This window comes from Zafaria sp. Z1313, from assembly GCF_050563205.1.
Classification (GTDB): Bacteria; Actinomycetota; Actinomycetes; order Actinomycetales; family Micrococcaceae; genus JAZDCJ01.
This window is the reverse complement of the sequence record NZ_JBNWUK010000003.1, coordinates 176,037-199,795: the sequence shown is the minus strand read 5'-3', so window position 1 is coordinate 199,795 and position 23,759 is coordinate 176,037. Positions and strand designations below refer to the sequence as shown.

22 protein-coding genes are annotated in these 23,759 nt (G+C 72.9%); 6 read left to right on the top strand and 16 right to left on the bottom strand.

What is annotated here, in order from left to right:
* The first annotated feature begins 123 nt into the window (after nt 1-123).
* From ACQ3I4_RS05690 to ACQ3I4_RS05675, 4 genes are read left to right on the top strand one after another with little or no spacing between them, the layout of a single operon-like run.
* The gene (locus tag ACQ3I4_RS05690; RefSeq protein ID WP_329861552.1) at nt 124-918 is read left to right on the top strand and encodes an amino acid ABC transporter permease; all 795 of its coding nucleotides are present in this window, start codon (nt 124-126) and stop codon (nt 916-918) included.
* A gap of 11 nt (nt 919-929) precedes the next feature.
* Nucleotides 930-1,706, top strand: a complete 777-nt coding sequence (locus tag ACQ3I4_RS05685; RefSeq protein ID WP_329861554.1) for an amino acid ABC transporter ATP-binding protein — start codon at nt 930-932, stop codon at nt 1,704-1,706.
* A 13-nt stretch (nt 1,707-1,719) separates the two neighbouring features.
* Nucleotides 1,720-2,316, top strand: coding sequence for a beta-galactosidase (locus ACQ3I4_RS05680; RefSeq protein WP_430633067.1), 597 nt, complete (start codon nt 1,720-1,722; stop codon nt 2,314-2,316).
* Complete coding sequence (locus ACQ3I4_RS05675; protein WP_430633048.1) at nt 2,313-3,344, top strand: beta-galactosidase; 1,032 nt, start codon at nt 2,313-2,315, stop codon at nt 3,342-3,344. Before ACQ3I4_RS05680 ends, ACQ3I4_RS05675 begins: the two co-directional genes overlap by 4 nt.
* On the opposite strand, the gene menD is transcribed toward ACQ3I4_RS05675, so the two are convergent.
* From menD to ACQ3I4_RS05660, 3 genes are all read right to left on the bottom strand, one after another.
* Nucleotides 3,341-5,278 carry a 2-succinyl-5-enolpyruvyl-6-hydroxy-3-cyclohexene-1-carboxylic-acid synthase gene (menD, locus tag ACQ3I4_RS05670; protein WP_430633047.1) on the bottom strand — a complete coding sequence of 646 codons (1,938 nt, stop codon included), beginning with the start codon at nt 5,276-5,278 and terminating at the stop codon, nt 3,341-3,343. The genes ACQ3I4_RS05675 and menD overlap by 4 nt on opposite strands.
* A gap of 162 nt (nt 5,279-5,440) precedes the next feature.
* Nucleotides 5,441-7,609 (bottom strand): PhoX family protein, encoded by a 2,169-nt coding sequence (locus tag ACQ3I4_RS05665; RefSeq protein WP_430633046.1) that lies wholly within the window; start codon nt 7,607-7,609, stop codon nt 5,441-5,443.
* Between the two features lie 59 nt (nt 7,610-7,668).
* Nucleotides 7,669-8,691 carry an o-succinylbenzoate synthase gene (locus ACQ3I4_RS05660; protein WP_430633045.1) on the bottom strand — a complete coding sequence of 341 codons (1,023 nt, stop codon included), beginning with the start codon at nt 8,689-8,691 and terminating at the stop codon, nt 7,669-7,671.
* Nucleotides 8,692-8,752: 61 nt separating this feature from the next.
* On the opposite strand from ACQ3I4_RS05660, the gene ACQ3I4_RS05655 reads away from it, so the two are divergent.
* Entirely contained in the window at nt 8,753-9,658 is a 906-nt protein-coding gene (locus ACQ3I4_RS05655; RefSeq protein WP_430633044.1) for a phosphatase PAP2 family protein, read from the top strand.
* Nucleotides 9,659-9,704: 46 nt separating this feature from the next.
* Here ACQ3I4_RS05655 and ACQ3I4_RS05650 read toward each other — a convergent pair whose 3' ends face one another.
* The 6 genes from ACQ3I4_RS05650 to ACQ3I4_RS05625 form a co-directional block, all read right to left on the bottom strand.
* Nucleotides 9,705-11,039, bottom strand: coding sequence for an MFS transporter (locus ACQ3I4_RS05650; protein WP_430633043.1), 1,335 nt, complete (start codon nt 11,037-11,039; stop codon nt 9,705-9,707).
* Between the two features lie 31 nt (nt 11,040-11,070).
* Complete coding sequence (locus ACQ3I4_RS05645) at nt 11,071-12,000, bottom strand: MBL fold metallo-hydrolase (RefSeq protein WP_430633042.1); 930 nt, start codon at nt 11,998-12,000, stop codon at nt 11,071-11,073.
* Nucleotides 12,001-12,130: 130 nt separating this feature from the next.
* A complete protein-coding gene (locus ACQ3I4_RS05640; RefSeq protein WP_329861563.1) occupies nt 12,131-12,325 on the bottom strand; it encodes a hypothetical protein in 195 nt (64 codons plus the stop codon).
* 202 nt (nt 12,326-12,527) lie between these two features.
* Nucleotides 12,528-14,045 (bottom strand): dihydrolipoamide acetyltransferase family protein, encoded by a 1,518-nt coding sequence (locus ACQ3I4_RS05635; RefSeq protein ID WP_430633041.1) that lies wholly within the window; start codon nt 14,043-14,045, stop codon nt 12,528-12,530.
* A 2-nt stretch (nt 14,046-14,047) separates the two neighbouring features.
* The gene (locus ACQ3I4_RS05630; protein WP_430633040.1) at nt 14,048-15,136 is read right to left on the bottom strand and encodes an alpha-ketoacid dehydrogenase subunit beta; all 1,089 of its coding nucleotides are present in this window, start codon (nt 15,134-15,136) and stop codon (nt 14,048-14,050) included.
* Nucleotides 15,133-16,335, bottom strand: coding sequence for a thiamine pyrophosphate-dependent enzyme (locus ACQ3I4_RS05625; protein ID WP_430633039.1), 1,203 nt, complete (start codon nt 16,333-16,335; stop codon nt 15,133-15,135). The genes ACQ3I4_RS05630 and ACQ3I4_RS05625 overlap by 4 nt, the downstream gene beginning before the upstream one ends.
* Before the next feature lie 255 nt (nt 16,336-16,590).
* Here ACQ3I4_RS05625 and ACQ3I4_RS05620 point away from each other — a divergent pair, with 255 nt between their 5' ends.
* On the top strand, nt 16,591-17,040 hold the full coding sequence (locus ACQ3I4_RS05620) for an Lrp/AsnC family transcriptional regulator (protein WP_430633038.1): 450 nt from the start codon (nt 16,591-16,593) through the stop codon (nt 17,038-17,040).
* A gap of 550 nt (nt 17,041-17,590) precedes the next feature.
* Here ACQ3I4_RS05620 and ACQ3I4_RS05615 read toward each other — a convergent pair.
* From ACQ3I4_RS05615 to ACQ3I4_RS05585, 7 genes are all read right to left on the bottom strand, one after another.
* Complete coding sequence (locus tag ACQ3I4_RS05615) at nt 17,591-18,370, bottom strand: enoyl-CoA hydratase/isomerase family protein (RefSeq protein WP_430633037.1); 780 nt, start codon at nt 18,368-18,370, stop codon at nt 17,591-17,593.
* Between the two features lie 25 nt (nt 18,371-18,395).
* Entirely contained in the window at nt 18,396-19,565 is a 1,170-nt protein-coding gene (paaE, locus tag ACQ3I4_RS05610; RefSeq protein WP_430633036.1) for a 1,2-phenylacetyl-CoA epoxidase subunit PaaE, read from the bottom strand.
* Nucleotides 19,562-20,062 carry a 1,2-phenylacetyl-CoA epoxidase subunit PaaD gene (paaD, locus tag ACQ3I4_RS05605; RefSeq protein ID WP_329861573.1) on the bottom strand — a complete coding sequence of 167 codons (501 nt, stop codon included), beginning with the start codon at nt 20,060-20,062 and terminating at the stop codon, nt 19,562-19,564. The genes paaE and paaD overlap by 4 nt, the downstream gene beginning before the upstream one ends.
* 9 nt (nt 20,063-20,071) lie before the next feature.
* Nucleotides 20,072-20,956 carry a 1,2-phenylacetyl-CoA epoxidase subunit PaaC gene (gene paaC, locus ACQ3I4_RS05600; RefSeq protein WP_430633035.1) on the bottom strand — a complete coding sequence of 295 codons (885 nt, stop codon included), beginning with the start codon at nt 20,954-20,956 and terminating at the stop codon, nt 20,072-20,074.
* The gene (gene paaB, locus ACQ3I4_RS05595) at nt 20,953-21,255 is read right to left on the bottom strand and encodes a 1,2-phenylacetyl-CoA epoxidase subunit PaaB (protein ID WP_329861574.1); all 303 of its coding nucleotides are present in this window, start codon (nt 21,253-21,255) and stop codon (nt 20,953-20,955) included. Before paaB ends, paaC begins: the two co-directional genes overlap by 4 nt.
* Before the next feature lie 2 nt (nt 21,256-21,257).
* Nucleotides 21,258-22,247, bottom strand: coding sequence for a 1,2-phenylacetyl-CoA epoxidase subunit PaaA (gene paaA, locus ACQ3I4_RS05590; RefSeq protein WP_329861575.1), 990 nt, complete (start codon nt 22,245-22,247; stop codon nt 21,258-21,260).
* Nucleotides 22,248-22,350: 103 nt separating this feature from the next.
* Nucleotides 22,351-23,715: a DUF2252 domain-containing protein gene (locus tag ACQ3I4_RS05585; RefSeq protein ID WP_430633034.1), complete on the bottom strand. Its 1,365-nt coding sequence runs from the start codon at nt 23,713-23,715 to the stop codon at nt 22,351-22,353.
* Nucleotides 23,716-23,759: the final 44 nt, after the last annotated feature.

Below are 23,759 nucleotides of genomic sequence, written 5' to 3'. Positions count from 1 at the left end.
GCTGGGGCGCCACCACATTTGTTGGCCCTACGGCCCGGGGGGGTCTGGCTCCCCGCGACACCTCGGCCCAGGCGGCACCGGCACGGCGCCGGGCGCCGCCGACCTGACCGAAAGGCTCACCCCATGGCCCTGACTACCCGTCAACGCGAGCGCACCAGCAAGGCGGTCCAGCTCGGCGTCTTCGTCGTCGTGATCGCCGTCCTGGCCTTCACGATGAACTGGAGGGTCGTCGGCGAGTCGTTCTTCAACTTCCCCCGCATCGCCCCGATGTTCCCGGACATCTTCGTGATCGGCCTGAAGAACACCATCTTCTACACCGTCATCTCCTTCGCCTTCGGGCTCACGCTGGGCCTGGTCCTGGCGCTCATGAAGATGGCGAGCTTCGCCCCGTACCGCTGGATCGCCACCGCGTACATCGAGTTCTTCCGCGGCGTCCCCGCCCTGCTCGTCTTCATCACCTTCGGCCTCGGCGTCCCCGCCGCCTTCCCGGGCACCAACTGGCCCATCCCCGTCGTCGTCATGGTCTCCCTCGGCCTCGTCGCCGCGGCCTACATCGCGGAGACGCTGCGCGCCGGCCTCCAGGCCGTGCCCAAGGGGCAGTACGAGGCCGCGCGCTCGCTCGGCATGCCGGGGTGGCGGGCCATGGTGACCATCATCATCCCGCAGGCCTTCAAGATCGTCCTGCCGCCCCTGACCAACGAGATCATCCTGGTCACGAAGGACACCTCGCTCATCTACGTCCTGGGCCTGCTCGCGAGCCAGTACGAGCTCACGAAGTTCGGCCGCGACGGGATCGCCAGCCTCGGCGCGGGCATCACGCCGCTCGTCGTCGCGGGCGCGATGTACCTCGTGATCACCATCCCGCTGAGCCTGCTGGCCAGGAAGTTCGAAGCGCGCTCCTCGCGCACCAAGCGATAGGCAGGACCACCATGACCACGACCCACACCCATGCGGCCGGCGTCTCCATCACCGGGCTGCACAAGTCCTACGGTTCCAACGAGGTGCTCAAGGGCATCGACCTCAACGTGGAGCCGGGCGAGGTGGTGTGCCTGATCGGCCCGTCCGGTTCCGGCAAGTCCACCCTGCTGCGCTGCGTCAACCTGCTCGAGCAGCCCAACGGAGGATCCATCCACGTCGGCGGCTTCGAGGCCACGGGCGAGGACGTGGACCTGGATGGCATGCGCCGGAAGGTCGGCATGGTCTTCCAGCAGTTCAACCTCTTCCCCCACCTGACCGTGCTGCAGAACTGCACCGTCTCCCCCGTCAAGGTCCTCAAGCGGCCCAAGGCGGAGGCGGAGGCCACGGCCCGGAAGAACCTGGAGGGCGTCGGCCTCGGCGACTTCGGCGCCCGCTACCCGGACCAGCTCTCCGGCGGACAGCAGCAGCGCGTCGCGATCGCCCGCGCCCTGAGCATGGACCCGCAGCTGATGCTCTTCGACGAGCCGACCTCGGCGCTGGACCCCGAGACCGTGGGCGAGGTGCTGGCCATCATGCGCCGGCTCGCCAAGGAGGGCATGACGATGCTCGTGGTCACCCACGAGATGGCGTTCGCCCGCGAGGTCGCGGACCGCGTGGTGTTCATGGACGGCGGCGTCGTCGTCGAGGAGGGGCCGGCGGCCGAGGTCATCGGCAACCCCCAGCAGCCCCGCACGCAGGACTTCCTCAAGCGCGTCCTGGACCCCACCCACGTGGACATCAGGGAGTAGTCCCGGTCCCAGAATCATCAGCGGAGCCTTCCACTACTTCCGGACGCATCCGGAGCAGTGGCGCGCGCGTCTTCACTGGCTCCGTCTCATGGGGCTCGACAGCGTCGAGAGCTACGTCGCCTGGAACCTGCACGAGCCACGACCAGGGGAGTTCGACTTCACGGGCTTCGGCGACCTCGAGCGCTTCCTCCGCGAGGCACACGAGGAGGGCCTCGGCGTCGTCTTCCGCCCCGGCCCCTACATCTGCGCCGAATGGGACAACGGCGGCCTGCCGTCCTGGCTGACGGGGAAGCCGGGGATCCGGATCCGCACCGCCGATCCCGCCTTCCTCGAGGCGGTCGACGCCTGGTTCGACGAGCTGATCCCGCGGATCCTGCCGCACCTGGCCAGCCGCGGCGGCCCCATCACGATGGTCCAGGTCGAGAACGAGTACGGCTCGTTCGGCAGCGACGCCCGTTACCTGGAGCATCTGCGCGACGGCCTGCTGGCGAGGGGAGTCGACGTCCCGCTGTTCACCTCCGACGGCCCGGCGGACCACATGCTGACGGGCGGGATGGTCGACGGCGCCGCGGCCACCGTGAACTTCGGTTCGCGCGCGGCGGATCCGTGAACTTCTACATGGCCCACGGCGGCACCAATTTCGGCACGGGCGCCGGAGCCAACTACGATCCCCCGGCGGCCCTTTCCGGCGGACGCTACGAGCCCACCGTCACCTCCTACGACTACGACGCGGCCCTCGACGAGCGCGGCGCGCCGACTGAGAAGTTCCACGCCTTCCGCGACGTCATCGCGCGCTTCCGGGCGGTCCCCGCGCTCGAGGACTTCGACGAACCGCTCCTGCCGGCCGCCGCCACGGCGCCGGCGGGCGCGCTGGTGCCGCTCGCCGACGTGCTCGACGCCGTGGACTCCGGCACGCTGCGGCCCCGACTGGCCACCGGCCACGCCGCGACCGTGGCCTCCCCCTACCCCCTGGGCTTCGAGGAGCTCGGCCTCGACCACGGGATCGTCCGCTACCGTTCCACCCTGCCCGGGCCGCGGCGCGAGTACGACCTGACGATCGACGGCCTCGCCGACCGCGCCCAGCTGCTCGTCGGCGGCGTCCCCGCCCACGTGTTCGAGCGCAACGACCAGGAGCCGTACCCGCTGGCCGTGCCGGCGGAGGGGCTCGAGATCGAGCTCGTCGTCGAATCGATGGGCCGCGTCAACTACGGCCGCCTGACGGGCGAGCGCAAGGGCATCACGGGCGCCATCCTGCACGAGCGCCAGGAGGTCCACGGCTGGACGATGACGCCGTTGCCGCTTCCGGAGCTGCCCGATCTGGACGCCGTCCGCGGGTCCGCCGCCCCAGGCCGGGACGTGCCGGCCACCGCCGCCTTCCATTCCTTCCACTTCACGGCGGATTCCCCCGCGGACACCTTCCTCGACACCTGGGGCTGGGGCAAGGGCTACGCGTGGGTCAACGGCTTCTGCCTGGGCCGCTACTGGAACGCCGGGCCGCACGAGACCCTCTACGTCCCCTCCCCCGTGGTCCGGGCCGGTGGGAACGAGGTCGTGCTGCTCGAGCTCGACGCCGCCGGGCCGGCCCCGGCGCTCGTGGAGTCCGCGCGGCTCGGCGCGGTCGAGCCGGCGGGAGCCTAGCCCGCCACTTCGGCCGACCGCGCGGCGAGCGCCGCTTCGGCGGCTGCGCGGGCCGCCTCCGCGAGGCGCTCGTGGAGCGCGGGCAGCCCCGCGCGGTCGATCCGCACATCGAGGATCCGGCGCCGCGGCCCGGCCCCGCCGCGCCCGCGCAGGGCGCGCCCGAGCTCGGCCCGCGTCTGGATCCTCTCGTAGCCGAGCCCGTATGCGGCGGCCAGTCCCTCGATCCGGACGTCGTGCGGGGTCGCGAACAGCCGTTCGACGGCGTCGCCGTAGCGCCCGGAGGCCCCGACCCCGCCGTGCTCGAGCAGCGAGAAGATCGCTCCCCCGGCGTCGTTGAGGACCACGATGTCCAGTTCCGGCTCGGGCTCCCCGCGGCCGATCAGCAGCCCGCCGGCGTCGTGCACGAACGTCACGTCGCCCAGCAGGACGGTGGCCGGGCCGCCCGTGGCGAGCGCGATCCCCGTGGCCGTCGCGAGCATCCCGTCGATCCCGGCGAGGCCGCGGTTGGCGTGGACGCGGGCCCCGGGAGCCGCGGCGGGCGTGCCGAGCAGGTCGGCGTCGCGCACGGGGTTCGAAGAGCCCAGGACGAGCGTTCCCCGCGCGGTCTCCCAGACCGCGCGGGCCAGTTCCGGTCCGCTCAGCGGCGCGTCCTCGAGCACGGCGTCCATCTCGCGCAGCGCGGCCGCGTCGGCCTCCTGCCACAGCCCGAGCCACCCCTCGGCTCCCCGGCCGGCGAAGAGCGCCAGGTCGGCCGGGTCCTCGATGAGGCGCTCGGGACGCCGGCCGGGCTCGAACCAGGCCGCGGGCTCGGGCAGGTAGAGCGCGCTCTGCTGGGCGGAGCCGGCCAGCAGCCGGGCGACGGGGCGGCTGAGCGTCGGGCGCCCGAACACCACGACGCGCTCGATCGCCCCGGCGAGCACGGGCAGCAGCAGGCGGTAGGGGCCGATCGCGTTCGGCCCGAAGCGGGCGTTGGAGCTCGGCTCGGCCAGGAGCGGCAGCCCGTGGCGGCGCGCGAAGGCCTCGGCCTCGGGTCCCGCCCCGTGCCCCGCGACGACGACGGTGCGGCGCTCGGCGAGCGCGGGCGCGCCGCCCCCGTTCGGGTTCCCGCCGGCCGGGTCCGACGCCGGATCCCCCTCCGCGGCCACGGCTGCCCCGGGGCGGGGCGCCTGCCCGTGATCCGACGCCGGCTCCCCGCCTCCCGGCCCGGCCCCCACGGGGGGCGGGGCGACGACGGCGGGCGCGGCCCCGGCGTCGTCCTGGCTCCGGGCCGCGCCGGAGCCGGGCGCGAGGCGGTCCCCCGGCCCGGGGACGAGGGGGTCGCGGAAGGCGAGGTTGAGGTGGACGGGGCCGCGCGCGGTCGTGTGCAGCGCGACGCCCGCGGGCTGGAACGCTCCGTCGCCGGCGGCCTGCTCGGCGATGCCGTCCGCGGCGAGCAGCACACGGCGGACCGCGGACTCGGGGGCCTCGCCGGCCTCGAGCGACGCCTCCGCCCGCACGAACGCCGCGAAGAGCCCGGGCTGGATGGTGGTCTGGTTGGCGCCCGTGCCGCGCAGCTCCTCCGGGCGGTCCGCCGTGAGGACCACGAGCGGGACCCCGGCGTGGTGGGCCTCCATGACGGCCGGCAGCAGTTCGCCGGCCGCGGTGCCGGACGTCGTGCCGACTGCGGCGGGCCGGCCCGTGGCGAGGGCGAGGCCGAGGGCCGTGAAGGCCGCGTCGCGCTCGTCGATGCGCACGTGGAGCACGAGCCGGCCGGCGGCCTCGGCCTCCGCGGCGGCATAGGCGAGCGGGGCGCTGCGCGAGCCGGGGCTGAGCACGAGGTGCCGCAGGCCGGCGTCGTGCAGCCCGGCCAGGACGCGGCGGGCCGTCTCGATCGACGTCGGGCCCGTGTGCCCGGCGGGGACCGGGTTCTCTGCTGCTGTGCTCATGCCGTCCATCCTAGGCTCGTCCTCCCCGGCGCCCTCCGCGCCCGCCACGCCCCGCCCCCGGCGCAACACCCTCCAGGGAATCGTCGGTCCCAGCGCTGGGAACAGCAGTTCCGTGGGTTGTGTTGCGGTCGGGCGGGGCGGGCGAGTGAGGTGGGGCGGGCGGGTTTGGCGTCAGCCGCGGCCCTTGTCCTTGCCGTTGCCGTGGCCGCGGCCCGTCCGGGAGCGTCCGCGGTCGACGTCCCGGCGCTTCCGCCGGTCCTTCGGCCGGCCCTTGCCCTTCCCGCCGGAATCGCGCGTGCTGAAGACCTGGACCACGGAGGGGCGCGGGGCGTAGGCGTCGCCGCGGCGGACCGCATCCGGGGACTCGGCGAAGTCCGGGAAGAGCGAATACGGCTCGGCGAACGTCCCGCCCTCGCCCGGGTGCTGGACCGCGACGAACACGGAGTCGTCCTGATCGTGGATGACCGGCCCGCACGTCTCCGCGCCGGCCGGCACGGCCAGGAACTGCTCGACCCGTCCGCGCCCGCGTCCCTCGAGGGTGACCTTGTGCAGGGCGTCGCAATAGCCGATCGTCCCGGGCTGTCCGTCGGTCGAGATCCAGAGGTTGCCCTTCGAATCGAAGGCCAGGTTGTCCGGGCAGGAGATCGGCGAGACCTTCCCGCGCGGGTACCCGGAGAAGTACGTCGTCGGGTCCTTGGCCGGGTCGCCGGCCACGAGCAGGATGTTCCAGGCGAAGTCGAGCGAGGCGGCGTCGTTGCGCCGCTCGGTCAGCTCGATCACGTGGCCGTCCCGGTTGGCCGTGCGCGGATTGGCCTCGTCCACGGGCGCGTTCGCGCCGACGCCGCGGCCCGTGTTGTTGGTCAGCGCGATGTAGAGCCTGCCGGTCACCGGGTTCGGCTCGACGTCCTCCGGGCGGTCCATCTTGGTCGCCCCGACCTGGTCGGCGGCGAGCCGCGTGTAGACGAGGACCTCCTCCACGCCCATGCCGGGCACCTTGGACCGGCCGTTGACCACGAGCGGAAGCCACCGTCCCGAGCCGTCGAAGGCGCCGTCGGACGGGACGCCGGCCCCGCCGTCGATCTCCGCCGCCGGGGAGTCCCCCGTGAAGCGGGCCACGTAGAGGTCGCCCTCGGAGAGCAGCGTCATGTTGTGCCGCTTGTTGCCCGGCTTGTACTTGCCCTTCGAGATGAACTTGTAGACGTAGTCGAAGCGCTCGTCGTCCCCCGAGTACGCCACGACGCGGCCGTCGCGGGCGATCCGGATGTTCGCGCCCTCGTGCTTGAAGCGGCCGAGCGCCGTGTGCTTCACGGGCGTCGAGGTGGGATCCTGCGGGTCGATCTCCACGATCCAGCCGAAGCGGTTGACCTCGTTCTCGAAGCCCGGGTTCTGCGCCGAGAAGCGCGGGTCGACGTGCTCCCAGCCGCGCTCGGTGGCACCGGCGGAGATCCCGTAGCGGGCATCGGACGCGCTGCCCGTGCCCTGGAAGTACTGGTTGAAGTTCTCCTCGCCGGACAGCACGGTGCCCCACGGCGTCGTGCCGCCGGCGCAGTTGTTCAGGGTGCCCAGGACGCGGCGCCCGCTCGGGTCGGCCGCGGTGCGCAGCAGTTCCGAGCCCGCGGCGGGTCCGTCGACGCGGAACGGCGTGCTGCCCGTGATGCGGCGGTTGCGCCGGCCCCCGCGCACGTAGGACCACGGGGCGCCCGCCTTCTTCCGCACGACCTCGACCACCGAGAAGCCGTGGGCGGCGATCGCGATGCGCCGGACCTCGTCCGGGTTCGCGGCGGCCCAGTCGGCGTCGAACATGATCTCCTCATTGGTGTACTCGTGGTTGCACACGAGCACGCCGGCGCGGCCGGAGCGGTCCGCGAGGATGTTCAGGTAGTCGTTGTTGTAGCCGAACTGTCCGGCCTGCGCGGCGGCGGACTGGCGGTTGACGTCGAAGTCCGGGGTGCGCTTGAAGAGCGGATCGCCCCAGCGGATCACGGGGGCCCAGTCGTAGCCCTTCGGCACGGTCACGGTGTCGACGGTCCGCTCGACCGGCGCGATGGCCGTGAAGCCGAGCCTTCCCCGGCCCTGGCCGAAGCCCCCGAAGTCCGCGGCGGCCTCCGGGGCGGACGCCAGCTCGGTCCCGATGACGACGGCGGACGCGGCCACCGCGCCGGCGCCCAGGAGGGCACGGCGGGACAGGGCGACGTCGACGACGTCCCGGAAGTAGCTGTTTCCGCTGGTGTTGCAGACGTCCTTCGCGCAGGCGTTGCCGCACTTGAAGTGGCAGGTCGCCGCGGAACGGTTGCCCCGCGTGTGGCCGGACATCGGTAGGAGCTTCAGGTCGCTTGGCATGGTGTCCTCCTGGTTGGTGGTTTCCCCCGGGGGCCACACTGCCAGCGGCGTCGAACGGCTCAGTGCCCTGGCGGTGAACTCCCGGGGGCCGCTTCCTTCACCAACAATTCATGGCAGCGGCGTAACCTGTTCAGCCACCACGCGGTGCGCCCGGCGGGGGCGGCATGGCGCTCCAGGAGCTCCGGGTCCGCATCGACGGTGCGCAGGTCGAGGAGGCCGCCGCGCGCCGTGTAGGGTTCGGCGGCGACGTCGGCCGCGAACAGCGAGACGGTCCCGAGCCCGCACGCGTACGGCAGCGTGGGCAGGGCGGCGGCGAGGGCCGCGCCGGCCCGCGTGCCCACGGAGGTGTCGAGCGCCGAGGAGACGACGGCGGGCAGCCCCGCCTGTTGCACGACGGCGAGCGCCCGCCGGATCCCGCCGAGCGGGGGCACCTTGACGACGATCAGGTCCGCGGCGCCGGCCCGGGCCACCGCGAGCGGATCCGCCTCCTTCCGCACGGACTCGTCGGCCGCGATGCCCACGTCGAGGCCGCGGCGCGCCATCTCCTCCCGCAGCCGCGCGAGCCCGTCGATCCCGGCGACGGGCTGCTCCGCGTACTGCAGGCCGTAGGGGGCGAGCGCCTCGAGCGCGGCGAGCGCCTCCTCGTGGCTCCAGGCCGCGTTCGCGTCGATCCGCAGGGCCGCGCCCGGCAGGAGCCGGCGCACCTCGGCGACGCGTCCGACGTCGTCCTGCAGGGACTGGCCCGCCTCGGCGACCTTGACCTTGACCGTGTGCGCCGCGTCGAAGGAGGAGAGGACGCGTTCGACGCCGGGCACGGCCACCGCGGGCACGGTCGCGTTGACGGGGACCTCCGTCCGCACGGGGGCCGGGAAGCCCTCCCATCCGGCCTCGAGGGCCGCCGCGAGCCACGCGGCCGCCTCGGCGTGGCCGTATTCGGTGAACGGGGAGAACTCCGCCCAGCCCGCGGGTCCGTCGAGGAGCACGGCCTCGCGGACCTCGACGCCGCGGAAGCGCACCCGCAGGGGCAGGGCCACGACGTGGGCGCGGGCCAGGACGTCCTCGAGCGGGGGGATCGGTGCCATGGGCTTCACTGTAGCCCGCCGTTCCAGCGCTTCCACAGCCTCGTGTGGGACGCTGGTGGCGATGAAAACGCAGAGGATGCCGCGCGTGGGCGGCCGCGGAACGCCGGTGCTGAGGCCCATCTGGTGGATCCTGGGAATGCTGGCCGTCGCCGGGGCCTTCGGCGCCGCCTACTGGGGATTCGTCCTCACGGCCACGGGACAGCGGGCCGACGAGCTCGCCCTGCGCGGGGCGGCGGCCTACCTCGACGCCGACCTGGCCCGCCGCCCGGCGCTGGCCCTGCTCGGCGACCTCCCGGCCGCCGCCGCGATCCTGCTCGCCGTCGCCGTGCTCGCCGCGGCGATCGCCCGCCGCGACCTCGTGGTCCCGGCGATCGCCCTGGCCGGTTTCGGGGCCGCGGTCGCCAGCACGCAGCTGCTCAAGCACGTGGTCCTGGAGCGCCCGGACAAGAACATCTCCGAGGCGTCCATGAACTCCTTCCCCTCCGGGCACACGACGTTCGCCGCCGCGGCCATGGTCGCCGTCTTCCTGCTGTGCTCCCCGCGGTGGCGCCCGCTCGCCGCCGTGTTCGGCGGCTTCTACGCGGCCGCGGCCGGCGGGGCGACGTTCGTCCTGGGCTGGCACCGCCCCGCCGACATCCTCGCCGCCTACCTCGTCGCCGCCTTCTGGGGGCTGCTGGCCGGACTCGTGATCGTGCTCCGCGAACCGGGCTGGAACACGTGGAATGGTCCGGGGAGCCACTGGGCCGCCGCACGGGCCTGGACCACGCTCCTCTGGGTGCCGGGCGTGCTCGGGATCGCCGGCGCCATCGTCGTCTACTGGCGCGTCTCCGCCGCGCTCGCGCCCGGCAGCGAGGGAAGCCTCCTGGGCCACCTCCTGGCCGGCGTCCTGTTCATCGTGGGCGCCGCGTCGTTCCTGTTCGCCCTCGGATCGGCGTTCTTCTCCTGGCAGACCTCGGCGCGGCGCTAGCGGCCGCGCCGCATGGACGCGGACGGGAACGACGCCGGGGCCCCGCCTACCGCCGTCGGGCCGCCGCGGGCGGGGGCGTGCGCGGGATGAAGTAGCCGAACAGCCCCGCTCCCACGAAGGACAGCGCCGCGACCGCCCACACCCCGGCCGCGAGCGAGGCGAGCCCCGTCACCACGGACAGCACGACGGGCCCCGCCATGACCCCGATGTCCGCGAGCAGTCGCCACAGGCCCAGGAACTGCGGGCGGCCAGCGGCCGGGGAGTGGTCCGCGCCGAGCGTCATGACGATCCCCGAGCCGATCCCGTTGCCGAAGCCGAGCAGCATCGCCACGAGCAGCAGCGACGCCGTTCCCGCCGTGAACGGCAGGAGGGTCAGCGCGACGCCCATGACCGCCAGGCACGGAACGGCCACCCAGACGCGCCCCTTGACGTCCATGACCTTCCCCGCCGGGTAGAACACGAGCATGTCGACGGCGCCGGAGAGGCCGTAGACGAGGGCCGTCGTGGCCGGATCCAGGCCCAGCTGCTCCGCCCACAGCGGGATCACCGCCTGGCGGGTGGCCCGCACCGCGGCGATCACGACCACGCCGAGCCCCAGCGTGCACAGGGTCCTGGCATGGCCGGCTGCGATCGAGCGGATCGTCGGCCGCGCCGGCACTTCCGCCGGGCGGCCCTCGCCGCTCCCGTCCCCCTGCCACTCCCCCGCGCCGGTGGCGGCCGCCGCGGAGGGGGCCACGGCGTCGTACCCGCTGCCCGGCAGCTCCGGGACCCGCACCGACGCCGCCGCGGCGAGCGCCATCGCCGCGAGGCCCACCCAGTAGGCGCCCGGCAGGCCGAGCCACGTCATGGCGGCAGCGCCGGCGAACGGGCCGATGAACACGCCGATGCGCATCGTGCCGCCGAGCATCGACATGGCGCGGGCGCGGTGGCTGACCGGGACGGCCTCGGCGAGGTAGCTCTGCCGGGCCAGGTTGAAGACGGAACCGGCCATGCCGATCATGAGGATGCCCGCCGCGAAGAGCGCCAGCCCGGGCGCCGCGGAGCCGTCCGACGCCGGGGCCCCGCCCGCGCCGGCGACGCCGCCTTCCAGCGCCGGCGCCACGAGCGCCGCCGCCATCCCGAGCGCCGCCCACGCGGCCGCTCCGATCATCGCCGCGCGCTCCCCGAAACGGGCCGTGACGAGGGCCGCCGGGACGTTGGTCATCAGCGAGCCGATGCCGATGAGCGTGATCACGAGCGCCGCGGTCGCGACCGAGGCCCCCAGCCCGCGCGCCGAGAGCGCGACGACCGGCAGGACCGAGCCCATGCCCACCGCGTACAGCAGCGACGGCGCGTAGACCGTCGGGCCGAGCCTCGCGAGGCTGAATCCGCCCTCCGTCACGCCGCCGGGCCCCGCGGGCCGTGCCGCCGGCTCACCGCTGGATGCTGTGGGTGCGGGACGGCCCCGTGTCCTTCATGCGCAGGATCAGGTGCCGCGACTGGATCGGGCCGTACGGCAGCACCGGGATGGCCTTCGTGTAGTCGGTGGAGGACTCGTGGATGGCCGTCGAGCACGTCTTGATGGCCTGGCGCAGCTTGTGGAACTGGGTCCGCACGAAGTCCGGGTCGACGACGTCGCCGTGGCCCGGGACGATGACGGTGTAGAGCTCGTCGATCGCGATGATCTTGCCCAGGACCTTCTGCCACTCGTACGGATAGGAGTCCTCGAACGAGGGATGGGCGCCCTCCTCCACGAGGTCGCCGGCGTAGAGGACCTTGCCCGAGCCGACCAGCAGGTCGCCGGAGGTGTGGCCGCGGCCCAGGTGGAAGAGCGTGACCGTGTGGCCGCCGAGGTCGAGGTCCACCGGGGCCTCCTCGACGAGGCGGTCCGGGACGTGCAGCCCCGTGTGCTCTCCCTCGCCCGCAGCCATGGCCGGATCGGCCGCCCGGACCAGGACACGCTGGCGTTCCCCGTCGTCCCGCATGGACGCCGCCGCCGCCGCATGCGCCCAGAACTCCTCGACGCCGTGGGCGGCGAAATACGCGTTGCCGTAGAAGTGGTCCGCGTGGGCGTGCGTGTTCACGACCGTCAGCGGCAGCTCGGTGACCTCGCGGACGGCGTCGAGGATGCGCGCGGCCTCCAGCGGCCCGGAGCCGGTGTCGACGAGGACGGCCCGCTCGTCGCCGAGGACCAGCCCGACGTTCATGGCGAAGCCGGGCAGCCGCATCACGTAGCTGCGGTCCCCGACGCGGCGCCACGAGTCCGCCCCCGCCCCGCCGGGCCCTGCCGCGGGGTCCGCGTCCGTCGTCGTCCGGTCCGCGGAAGCCGCTCCGCGGGCGTCGTTGCCGTTCTGCTGCGTCATGGCCTGCCTTTCACGCCGGGGACGCCCGCGGGCGTCCACACTCCTGGCTCCAGCTTACTGATGCGCGGCGGCGTGCGGCCACGGGGCACCGCGGCCGGGGCCTCGGGCGCCGGCCGGGGGGCCGGGCCCCTCAGACGACCTTGATCTCGCCGTAGGGGACGTGCTCGTCGACGAGCGCCTGGGCGTGGTGCGAGCCGAGCCCGCGGACCAGGACCCCGAACTCGTGTTCGTGGACGGATTCCACGAACGCCGGGCGCAGGGCGTGCGCTGTGTGCTCGTCGAGGCTCGCCAGGTACTGCTCGTAGGCGGCGGGTAGTGGTTCCATGGCCCAAGGGTAGGTCCGCACCGCACCCGGCACACTGTGGGGATCCCACAACCGGGGGCCGCCCGCTTTGGCCCCCGCCGCCGCCCCTCTCACCCCTCCCAGCGCACCTTTAACGCCTCCTGCGCACCTTTGGCCGGCCCGGAGGCCCCTGACAAGGGACGCAGGGATTACTTGAAGCAAAAAGTGCGCAGGGGGGTGGGGGTTAGAGCTCCGCGAGCAGGCCTGCCGGGTTCTCGATCGCGTCGGCCACGAAGCGCAGGAAGCCTCCCGCGGTGCCGCCGTCACACACCCGGTGGTCGAACGTGAGCGTCAGCTCGGTGACCTTGCGGACCGCGAGCTGCCCGTCCACGACCCACGGCTTGTCGATGATCCGCCCGACGCCGAGGATCGCGGCCTCGGGGTAGTTGATGATCGCCGCGGAGCCGTCGACCCCGAACACGCCGTAGTTGTTGAGGGTGAACGTGCCGGAGGTGAGGTCCTGCGGGCTCGCCTTGCCGTCCCGGGCCAGGGCCGTGAGCCGCTTGAGCTCGGCGTCGATCCCCCGGGCGCTCAAGGTGTGCGCGTCGCGGATGGACGGGACCATCAGCCCGCGGTCGGTCTGCGCCGCGAAGCCCAGGTTCACGCCGTCGAAGGAGACGATCTCCTGACTGCCGTCCGCCGCCGTCTCGACGCGCGTATTGAGCTCGGGGTGCCGGGCAAGCCCGGCGAGCGCGAAGCGGGCGATGAACGCGAGCAGCCCGGGCGTGCCGTGCGGGTCGGCCTTCTTCAGCCCGGCCCGCAGGCGCAGCAGCTCGGTCGCGTCGACGTCGACCCAGACGGTCGCCTCGGGGATCTCGGCGCGCGAACGCGTCATGGCGGCGGCGATCGTCTTGCGCACGCCCTTGACGGGGGTGCGGGCGGCGATGCCGAGGCCGGACTTCGCGTCCCGTTCGGCGCCGGAGGGTACGACGCCGGAGCCCAGCCGCGCGCCCGGCCCCGCCGGGGTGCCGCTGGAGAGGGCGCCGGAAGGGACCGCGCCGCCGGCCGCCGGTGCGGCCGGGGAGACGGTGGGGGCGGCGCCGGGCGCCGCGGCACCGTCGAGGGCCGCCTGGACGTCGGCGCGCAGGATCAGCCCGTCGGGCCCGGAACCGGCGAGCGAGCCGAGGTCGACCCCGTGCTCGCGGGCCAGGCGGCGCACGAGCGGGTTCACGACGAGCGGCGCGCGCCGGGCCGGGCCGGCCACCGGAGCGGCCGGCACCGCGGGGGCAGCGGGGCCCACCGATGCGCCGGGCCGCGCCTTGGGCCGGCGCTTGCGGGCGCTGGACCCGGAGCCGCCGGGGGTTCCGTAGCCGATCAGCACGTTGCCGGAGCCGGACTCGGCGGGCTCCTCGACGGGAACGGCGGGCGGCTGGGCGCCGGCACGTTCCTCCTCGCGGTAGGACTGCGCGGTCTCGGCCGGGGCCGAGCCGTTGCCGGACGGGGCGCCGCCGGTGGCGCCGGAGCCGTCCTCGACGGAGATGAGCGGCTTGCCCACGTCCATGGTGTCGCCCGCGGCGCCGAAGAGCTCGTGCACGGTCCCGGCGAAGGGGCTGGGCACCTCGACCATCGACTTGGCGGTCTCCACCTCGGCGATCGGCTGGTCCACGGCCACGGTGTCGCCGACGGCCACGAGCCAGTTCACGAGCTCGGCCTCGGTCAGGCCCTCGCCCAGGTCGGGCAGCAGGAAGGTCTTCACGGCCATCTCTAGTCCTCCCACTGCAGTTCGTCGACGGCGTCGAGGATGCGGTCCACGCTGGGCAGGAAGTAGTGCTCCAGCTTGGGCGCCGGGAACGGGACGTCGAACCCGGTCACGCGCAGCACGGGGGCGGCGAGCGAGTGGAAGCAGCGCTCCTGCACGCGGGCCGTGATCTCGCTCGCGACGGAGGCGAAGCCCGGCGTCTCGGCGATGACGACGGCGCGGCCCGTCTTGCGCACGGACGCGCAGACGGTCTCGTCGTCGAAGGGGACGATCGAGCGCACGTCGACGACCTCGAGCGAGCGCCCCTCCTCGGCGGCCGCGGCCGCGGCGGCGAGGGCGGTCGGCACGGACGGGCCGTACGCGATCAGTGTCGCGTCCGAGCCGGTGCGCGCGATCGCCGCGCGGCCCTCGGCCCGGTGCGTCCCGGCGTCGTACTCCGCGCGCAGCGCGTCCAGGTCCAGGGTCTCCTTGGACCAGTACATCTTCTTCGGCTCGAAGAAGACCACGGGGTCGTCGGAATCGATCGCCTCGCGCAGCATCCGGTAGGCGTCGGCGACCGTCGCGGGCGTGTAGACCTTCAGGCCCGGGGTGTGGGCGTAGTAGGACTCGGAGGAGTCGCAGTGGTGCTCGACGCCGCCGATGCCGCCCGCGTACGGGATGCGGATGACGAGGGGAAGCTTCACGGCGCCGCGCGTGCGGTTGTGCATCTTGGCGACGTGGCTGAAGATCTGCTCGAGCGCAGGGTAGGCGAAGGCGTCGAACTGCATCTCCATCACGGGGCGCATGCCGTTCATGGCCATGCCGATCGCCATGCCGGCGATCCCGGACTCGGCGAGCGGGGTGTCGAAGCAGCGCTGCTCGCCGAAGCGGGCGGTCAGGCCGTCGGTGATGCGGAAGACACCGCCGAGGGTGCCGATGTCCTCGCCGAAGAGGACGACGCCGGCATCGGCCTCGAGCGCGTCGGCGAGGGCCGTGTTCAGGGCCTTGGCGAAGGTCGTGGGCTGCGGGGCCGCGGCGGCGTCGCGGGCCGCCGCGCGGGCGGTCGCGGCGCTGACGTTGCCGTTGGCCTCGGAGGACGTGGTCACGGTGGTCACTGGGCTGCCTCCTCGCGGCTCAGTTCCTCGGCGAGCTTCGCGGACTGCTCGGCCAGCTGGGGAGTGGGGGTGGTGAAGACGTGGCGGAAGAGGTCCAGCGGATCGACCTGGACGTCCTCGTTGAGCCCGTCACGCAGCTGCGTGGCGACGTCCTCCGCGGCGGCGGCGATGCGCTCCTCGTCCTCGGCGGCCAGGAGGTCCCGGTCCCGCAGGTAGGACTTCATGCGGGAGAGCGGGTCCTTGGCGATCCATTCCTGGACCTCGGCGTCCTCGCGGTAGCGCGTCGCGTCGTCGGCGTTGGTGTGGGCCTGCATCCGGTAGGTGTGCGCCTCGACGAGGAGCGGGCCGGATCCGGAGCGGGCCAGGGACACGGCCCGGCCGAGGACGGCCAGGAGCGCCACGAGGTCGTTGCCGTCCACGCGCTCCCCCGCCATGCCGTAGCCGACGGCCTTGTGCGCGAGCGACGGAGCGACCGACTGGTGCGCGAGCGGGACCGAGATGGCGTACTGGTTGTTCTGCACGAAGAAGACGACGGGCAGGTGGAAGACGGCCGCGAAGTTCAGGGCCTCGTGGAAATCGCCCTCGCTCGTGGCGCCGTCACCGCACATGGCCAGGACGACGGTGTCCTCGCCGCGCAGCTTGGCGGCGTGCGCGACGCCGACGGCGTGGAGCAGCTGCGTGGTCAGCGGCGTGCACTGGATGCCGACCTTGTACTGCTTCGGGTCGTAGCCGCCGTGCCAGTCGCCGCGGAAGAGCGTCATGGTCTCCACGGGGTCCACGCCCTTGGCCATGACGGCGACGGAGTCGCGGTAGGTGGGGAACATCCAGTCGCCCTCGCCCAGGCAGAGGGCGGCGGCGACCTGGCAGGCCTCCTGGCCGTGGCTGGAGGGGTAGACGGCCATGCGGCCCTGGCGGACCAGCGCCGAGTTCTGGTCGTTGACGCGGCGGCCGATCACGAGCTGTTCGTAGGCCGCGCGGAGCTCCTCGGCCCCGGGCAGCGGATACTCGTGGCCGGGAGCCGTGCCCTGGTCCTCGACGGGGCGCAGCCGGCCGGCCTCGTCCACCATCTGGATCTGCCCGCGGGCCGGCAGGAGGTAGTCCTCCACCGTGATCCCGAAGTTGCGGCAGGCCTCGTCCACCACGGTTCCGGCCTCCCGGCCGGCTCCGCCCGCGGCGTGGCCGTCGTCCGTGTGCGTCACTGCACTCCCCTGTCCTCGTTGGGCGCCGCGGCCCCGCCTGTGGCGCGGGACACATTCTGCGGCAAGTCTCCCACCAATTATGCGAACGGAGATCGGTTCGTATCCAGCGGAGCCGTGAACCGTGGAATCTTGGCCATGGACTCCCGCAAGGTGTGGACGAATTGCTAATGTGAGACGCGCAACATCCGTTTTCGTCACCCGGGCCGGACGCCGCGACCCGGCCACCCGTCCCCGTCCGAGACCCGAGGAGGAACCATGGACGCCCAACCCGTCCCGCTGGACGACGTCGACCAGCGCATCATCGCCGAACTGACCCGCGACGGCCGCCAGTCGGTGACCGCCGTGGCCCAGAAGGTCCACATCTCCCGCGCCCACGCCTACTCGCGCATCAACCGGCTGCAGGAGGAGCGCGTCATCACGCGCTTCACGGCGGTGGTGGATCCCGTCCGGGCCGGCCTGCGCGCCTCCGCCTACGTGACCCTGAAGCTGCGCCAGCACTCGTGGCGCGAGATGCGCGAGCGCCTCGCGGCGATCCCCGAGGTCCACCACATCGGCCTCGTGGGCGGGAACTTCGACGTCATCCTGCTCGTGCGCGCCAAGGACAACGTGGACCTGCGCCGCGTCATCTTCGACCAGCTGCAGTCGATGCAGGGCGTCCTGGACACACAGACGTTCCTGATCTTCGAGGACGTCGACACGCGCTGACACCCCCTCCGATATCTGCCTCACCACGACAGGCCCAGCCTGGCTCGACGGCGACCAGGCCAACGTCCGCCGCGATACGCCTCCACGCGACGGGCCGCACCCCGCGATAGGCATCCACGCGACGGGCCCCGCCCCGCGATAGGCATCCACGCGACGGGCCCCGCCCCGCGACATACCCCATGCCCAGTTCACGTCCCCATCCCCGGTCCGCGAGACCACCCAGTTCACGTCATCTCGGCGAGACAGCCGCCGGGCGACGACTTCACGAGGTCTACCCCGTGAACTCGCCAATCAACCGCGCCCTCACCCACAAGACGTGAACTGGGCACGCGGGCGGCCGCCAAACGTTCCGGTCCGCGAGACCACCCAGTTCACGTCATCTCGGCGAGACAGCCGCCGGGCGACGACTTCACGAGGTCTACCCCGTGAACTCGCCAATCAACCGCGCCCTCACCCAGTAGACGTGAACTGGGCACGCGGACGGCCATGGAACGCAGAATCCGGCTCGGCCCCGGCCACGCGCTAAAGCGACAACACGACGAGACGCGGTTCAGCCCTTGAAGACCGGGCGGCGCTTCTCCTGGAAGGCCTTGAACCCCTCGGCGTAGTCCTGGGTCGCGCAGAGCGCGGCCTGGGCCGCGTTCTCCTGCGCCATCGACTCCCAGAGCCCCAGGCGCTGGTCGCGGATCCCGGCGACGAGCTCCTTCGAAGCCCGGAAGGCCCCCGTGGCCCCGCCGGCCACGCGGGCGACGATCGCGCGCGTGGATTCGAGCAGCTCCTCGGCGGGCATCGCGCGGCTGAAGAGGCCCGCGGCGACGGCTTCCGTGCCGCTGATCAGGTCCGCCGTGTAGATGAGGTCCAGGGTCCGGTGGGTCCCGAGCCGCTCGGTGAAGAGCCAGTGCCCGCCGGAGTCCAGGGTCGCCCCCAGGTTGGCGAACGGGGAGCCGATCTTGGCGTTCCCGGCGACGTAGACGACGTCGCTCGCGATCGCCAGGCCCAGCCCGACGCCGAGGCACGCGCCCTGCACGGCCGCGAACGTGGGCGCGGGGAACGCGGCCATCTTCTGCAGCAGGGGCTGCACGAGCCCGCCGAGGTAGCCCTGCACGTCGTCGTCCGCCGGGACGACGCCGGAGATGTCCCGCCCGGCGCAGAAGCCCCGCCCCTCCCCGCGCAGCAGCAGCGCGCGGACCTCGCCGCGCCCCGCGGCGGCCGCGGCGTCGTCGTACGCCGTCGAGAGTTCCGCGAGGGCCTCCGGGCCGAGGGCGTTCATCTTCTCCGGCGCGTTCAGCACCACTTCGGCCACGCCGGCGGAGATCGTCAGCTCGATCATGTCTTCTCCCCTTGGTCCCGCCCGCTCAGGCGTCGAAGTCGACGGACACGGCGTCCGAGGTCGGGTGCGACTGGCAGGTCAGCACGTAGCCGCGCTCGACCTCGTCCGGTTCCAGCGCGTAGTTCTCCATCATCTGGACGCTCCCGGAGACGACCTTGGCCCGGCACGTCCCGCAGACGCCGCCGGCGCACGCGAACGGCACGTCGGGACGGACCCGCAGGGCGGCGTTGAGGATCGTCTCGCGGGCCGAGACGGGGCTCTTGACCTGCCCCTGGAGCCCGTCGAGACGGAAGCCGATCTCGTAGTTCTCCCCGCCGTCGTCCTCCGCCACCGGGCGGCCGATGTGCCCCTCGGGCTTGCTCGGACGTCCCGTCGTGAAGAGCTCGTAACGGACCTTCTCCGCCGCCACCCCCTGGTCGGAGAGCGTGTCGCGGACCAGCTGGACCAGCTCGAACGGGCCGCAGAGGAACCATTCGTCGACCTGCTCGGTGCGGATGACGTTCTCGAGCAGCGTCGTGAGCTTCTCCGCGTCGATCCGGCCCGAGAGCAGCGGCGAGATGCGCTGCTCGCGGGAGAGCACGTGGTGCAGGGCGAACCGGGCGGGATAGCGGTCCTTGAGGTCCGCGAGCTCCTCGAGGAACATGACGTCCATCGCGGCCTTGTTGGCGTAGACCAGGTCGAAGCGCACGCGCTCGTTGGCGGCCAGCACGGTGCGGGCGATCGCGAGGACCGGCGTGATGCCGGAGCCGGCGGCGACGGCCACGAAGGTGTCCTCGGTGTCCGTGTCGATCGATTCCGGATCGTTCAGGCCGGTCATCTTGTGCTTGGAGATGAAGGCGCCGGCGGGGCTCATGACGTCCATCGAGTCGCCGGCCTTGAGCTCCTCGTTGGCCCAGGTGGAGAAGAGGCCGCCGAGGTCGCGCTTGATGGCCACCTTGATCTCGCCCGGCCGCGGCTCGGCGCAGATGGAGTAGCTGCGGCGGACCTCGTGGAGCGCGCCCTCGGCGTCGGGCAGCTCCTTGCGCAGCGCCACGTACTGGCCGGGGAGGTAGTCGTATTCCCCCTCCAGCCCTGCGGGCACCGCGAAGGTCACCTCGATGGCGTCGGCGGTCAGGCGCCGCACCTCGGCGACCTGGAGGGTGTGGAAGGCGGCACGACGGCGGCTGGCCGCCTCGGGCGCGGTGGTTTCGGTCATGAGAGCACCTTGAAGTAGTCGAAGGGCTCCAGGCACTCCTTGCACTGGTACAGCGCCTTGCAGGAGGTGGAGCCGAAGCGGGAGAGTTCCTGGGTCTTCAGCGAATGGCAGCGGGGGCACTTGACGGCCAGGCCGAGCGTCACCGGGCCGCGGTGGCCCGTGCCGGTGGGCGGGGCGATCCCGTACTCGGCGAGCCTGGCCTTGCCCTCCTCGCTCATCCAGTCCGTGGACCAGGCCGGGGAGAGCACCTGCTCGACCCTGATCCGGTCGTGGCCGGCCGCGGCGAAGGCCGTGCCGAGGTCCTGGCGGATGGCGTCCATGGCCGGGCACCCCGAGTAGGTGGGGGTGATCACGACGACGACGGCCCCGTCGTCGTCGAGCCGCACCCCGCGCAGGATCCCGAGGTCCTCGATGCTCAGCACGGGGATCTCCGGGTCCGTCACCTGGGCGGCGATGCGCCGCAGCCCGTCGAGGTCCACGCTCGTGGTCTCAGCCATGGCCGCCGCCTACCAGCTGGCGCCGGGGTGCTTGCGCGCGAGCACCTGCATCTCGGCCAGCAGGTAGCCGAGGTGCTCGGAGTGCTCGCCCTGGCGGCCGCGGCACCATGCCGGCCCCGCGGTGGGCAGTGCGAGTCCGGCCTGCTCGAGGACCGCGGCAAAGCGTGCGTCCCAGGCGTCCTTGAGGCCGGAGGGGCGGACCGCGGCATCGCCGAGCTCGTCGTGCAGCGGCTCGTCGAGGAACAGCTCGCCGGCGTAGGGCCAGAGGTCCTCGAGGGCGTTGCGCATGCGGCGCGCGGACTCCTCGGTCCCCTGGCCGAGGCGCACCGTCCACATCTCGGAGTGGTCCAGATGGTAGTCGACCTCCTTGACGGCCTTGGCGGCGATCGCGGCCAGGGTGGCGTCGGAGGAGTCCAGCAGCGCCGTGTAGAGCAGGTGCTGGTAGATGGAGACCATGAGCTGGCGCACGATCGTCACGGCGAAGTCGCCGTTGGGCTGCTCGACGAGGTGGACGGAGCGGAACTCGTCCTCCTCGCGCCAATAGGCGAGGTCGTCCTCCGTCTTGCCCCAGGCCAGGCCGGCGTAGGAAAGGAACGAGCGGGCGTGGCCGAGCTGGTCGAGGGCGATGTTGCCGAGGGCGATGTCCTCCTCGAGCTCGGGCCCGCGGGAGATCCAGTGGCTCAGCCGCTGGGCCAGGATCAGCGCGTCGTCGCCGAGCCGCACGGCGTAGCGCGCGACGGCGTCGGAGGGCTTCTCCTGCTGGATCTGGATGTCCTCGGGGCGCAGGGCGTTGCCCGGGGTGACGCGGGTCGCGGACGCCATGGAGTCGCCGAAGCTGTCGAGGCTGTGGTCTGCCCCGTGCCCGGAGGCGTGGGTGGTCTCGTGCGCGCTCACAGGTGCTTCACGCCTTCGCTCTTGGTGTAGTACGTCGCGTGGCGGTAGTCCTTGCCCTGCGGCGACTCGAAGAACGCGCCCTTCGCGTCGGGATCGGAGGACACGATGTCCTCCGAGCGCACGACCCAGAGGGACACGCCCTCGTTGCGGCGCGTGTAGAGGTCGCGCGCGTTGCGCACGGCGAGCTCGGCGTCGGGGGCGTGGAGGGAGCCGGCGTGGACGTGGGACAGCCCGCGCGAGGAGCGCACGAAGACCTCCCAGAGGGGCCAGGGGCCGTTGCCGTTCTGCTGTTCGGCCATGCTCAGGCCACCTCTTCCTTGCGTGCGGCCTTGGCGGCGTAGGCGGCGGCCGCCTCGCGCACCCAGGCACCGTTCTCGTGGGCTTCCCGGCGGCGCTGCATGCGCTGGGCGTTGCACGGCCCGTTGCCGGCGATGACGGCCTTGAACTCGTCCCAGTTCAGCTCCTTGTGGATCCACTGGCCCGTCTCCTCGTCGAAGCGCAGCTCGGGATCGGGCAGGGTCAGGCCGAGGACCTTGACCTGCTCGGCGATCATGCCGACGAAGCGCTGGCGCAGGTCGTCGTTGGAGAAGCGCTTGATGTTCCAGGCCATGGACTGCTGGGAGTTCGGGGAGTCGCCGTCCGGCGGGCCGAACATCATCAGGGAGGGCTCGTAGAAGCGGTTCACGGCGTCCTGGGCCATCTTCTTCTGCGCCTCGGTGCCGTGGGCGAGCTCGAGCAGGATCTCGAAGCCCTGGCGCTGGTGGAACGACTCCTCCTTGCAGACGCGCACCATCGCGCGTCCGTAGGGTCCGTAGGAGGCGCGGCAGAGCGGGACCTGGTTGGCGATCGCGGCGCCGTCGACGAGCCAGCCGATCGCGCCCATGTCCGCCCAGGAACGGGCCGGGTAGTTGAAGATCGAGGAGTACTTCGCCTTGCCCGTGAGCAGCTGCTCGTTGAGGACGTGGCGCGGGGTGCCGAGGGTCTCGGCGGCCGAGTACAGGTAGAGCCCGTGGCCGGCCTCGTCCTGCACCTTGGCCATGAGGATGGCCTTGCGCTTCAGGCTCGGGGCGCGGGTGATCCAGTTGGCCTCCGGCTGCATGCCGATGATCTCGGAGTGCGCGTGCTGGGAGATCTGCCGCGTGAGCGTCTTGCGGTAGCCCTCGGGCATCCAGTCGCGCGGCTCGATCCGAGAGTCCTGGGCGATGATCTCGTCGAAGCGCGCCTGGCCGGCCTGCTCCTCGGGCGAGGGCACCGCCGCAAGGTGCCCTCCGGCGTCGTTCTGTGCAGCCATGCTGCCCACCTCACTGTGCTTGGTCCATGGGACGGGTTCGAATTACTGACCGTTCGTTCAGGATATGCAAAGGATGTGGCGTGCGTCAATCGCGCGGCCGGGTTCAGACCCCGGTCTCCGCGGGCAACCGCCCCGAGCGCACGGCCTCCCCCAGCGCGGCGTGGTCCGCCTCGGCGAGGTCCGCGTAGCGCCGCGCCCAGCGGGCGACGGACTCCTCGTAGACGCTGGAGGAGCCCAGGTAGCCGGCGATGAACGCGGCCCCCGGGCTCTGGATGTGGGCGCGGGCCAGCAGGGCGCCGCACACCGCCCCGTACTCCTCGGACTCGCCCGCGGTCAGCCGCTCGAGCGCGAAGGAGCCCTTCATGTCGCGGAACTGGCGGATGTAGTAGTCCCGCCGGCGCCCGTCCTCCCCGGCCACTCCCGCGACCCAGCCGAGCATCGGATCCGATTGCGCCTGCAGGATCCGCTGCGCCGCGACCACGCGCCTCCCCTGGCCGAGGGTCGTGATCTGGCGCTCCACGGCCCACGGGACGTCGGCGACGCGGCCGTGCGTCTGCAGCACGGAGGCGCCGGCCTCCTTGGCCTGCAGGAACAGCGGCTCGCCCTGCGGACCGCGCAGCAGGACGATGAAGCACCGCGTCCCGACGCTGCCCACGCCCACGATCCGCAGCGCGTAGTCGACGAGCTCGTACTGGGCCAGCAGCAGGGCGACGTCCGGGCGCAGCACGGCGCGGTAGTCGCGGAAGAGCCCCTCCATGCGTTCCATGTCCCGCACCCGGGGGTGGCGCACGAGAGGCGGCTGGTCGACGATCCGCTCCCGGCCGCCGTCGGATGCCGTCGCGAGCTTCGCCAGGACCTGTTCCGACGTCCTGGCGCGCGCCTTCCGTGCGGCGGGCCGGGCCATCTTCGGCAGGGCATCGGCCTCGACCTGGAAGTAGTAGCGCTCGAGCGCGCCGAGCGAGGCCAGACGGCCGAGCGAGGTCCGGTAGCTGCCCGCCGCCGCCTCGGCGGCCTCGCGGCAGCGGCCCTCGGAGTGCCCGTTGTTGCGCCCGCTGAGCCACAGGCTGGCCGCGAGCCGCTTGACGTCCCACTCCCACGGCCCCGGATAGGCCTCGTCGAAGTCGTTGAGGTCGAACACGAGGCGGCGCTCGGGCGAGGCGAAGAGGCCGAAGTTGGCCGCGTGGGCGTCGCCGCAGGCCACGACGTGGAAGCCGGTCGCGGTGTCGCGGGCCAGGTCGTGCGCCATGACGGCGGCGGAACCGCGGTAGTACGCGAACGGGGTCTCGAGCATGCGCCCGATCCGGATCGGCACGAGCTCCGGATCGCGCGTGGCGTGCTGGGCCTCGAGGATCTCGACGGGGTCCCGGGGCGGGACGCCGAAGGCGACGTGGGCGCGGCGCGGGACGAGGGCCCGGGCGGCCTTTCCCGCGGCCCGGTCGTCCTCGGCCGCGAAGGCCCTACTGGGCAAGGACCTTCGCCTTCTCCGCCTGGAACTCCCCGTCCTCGAAGCGC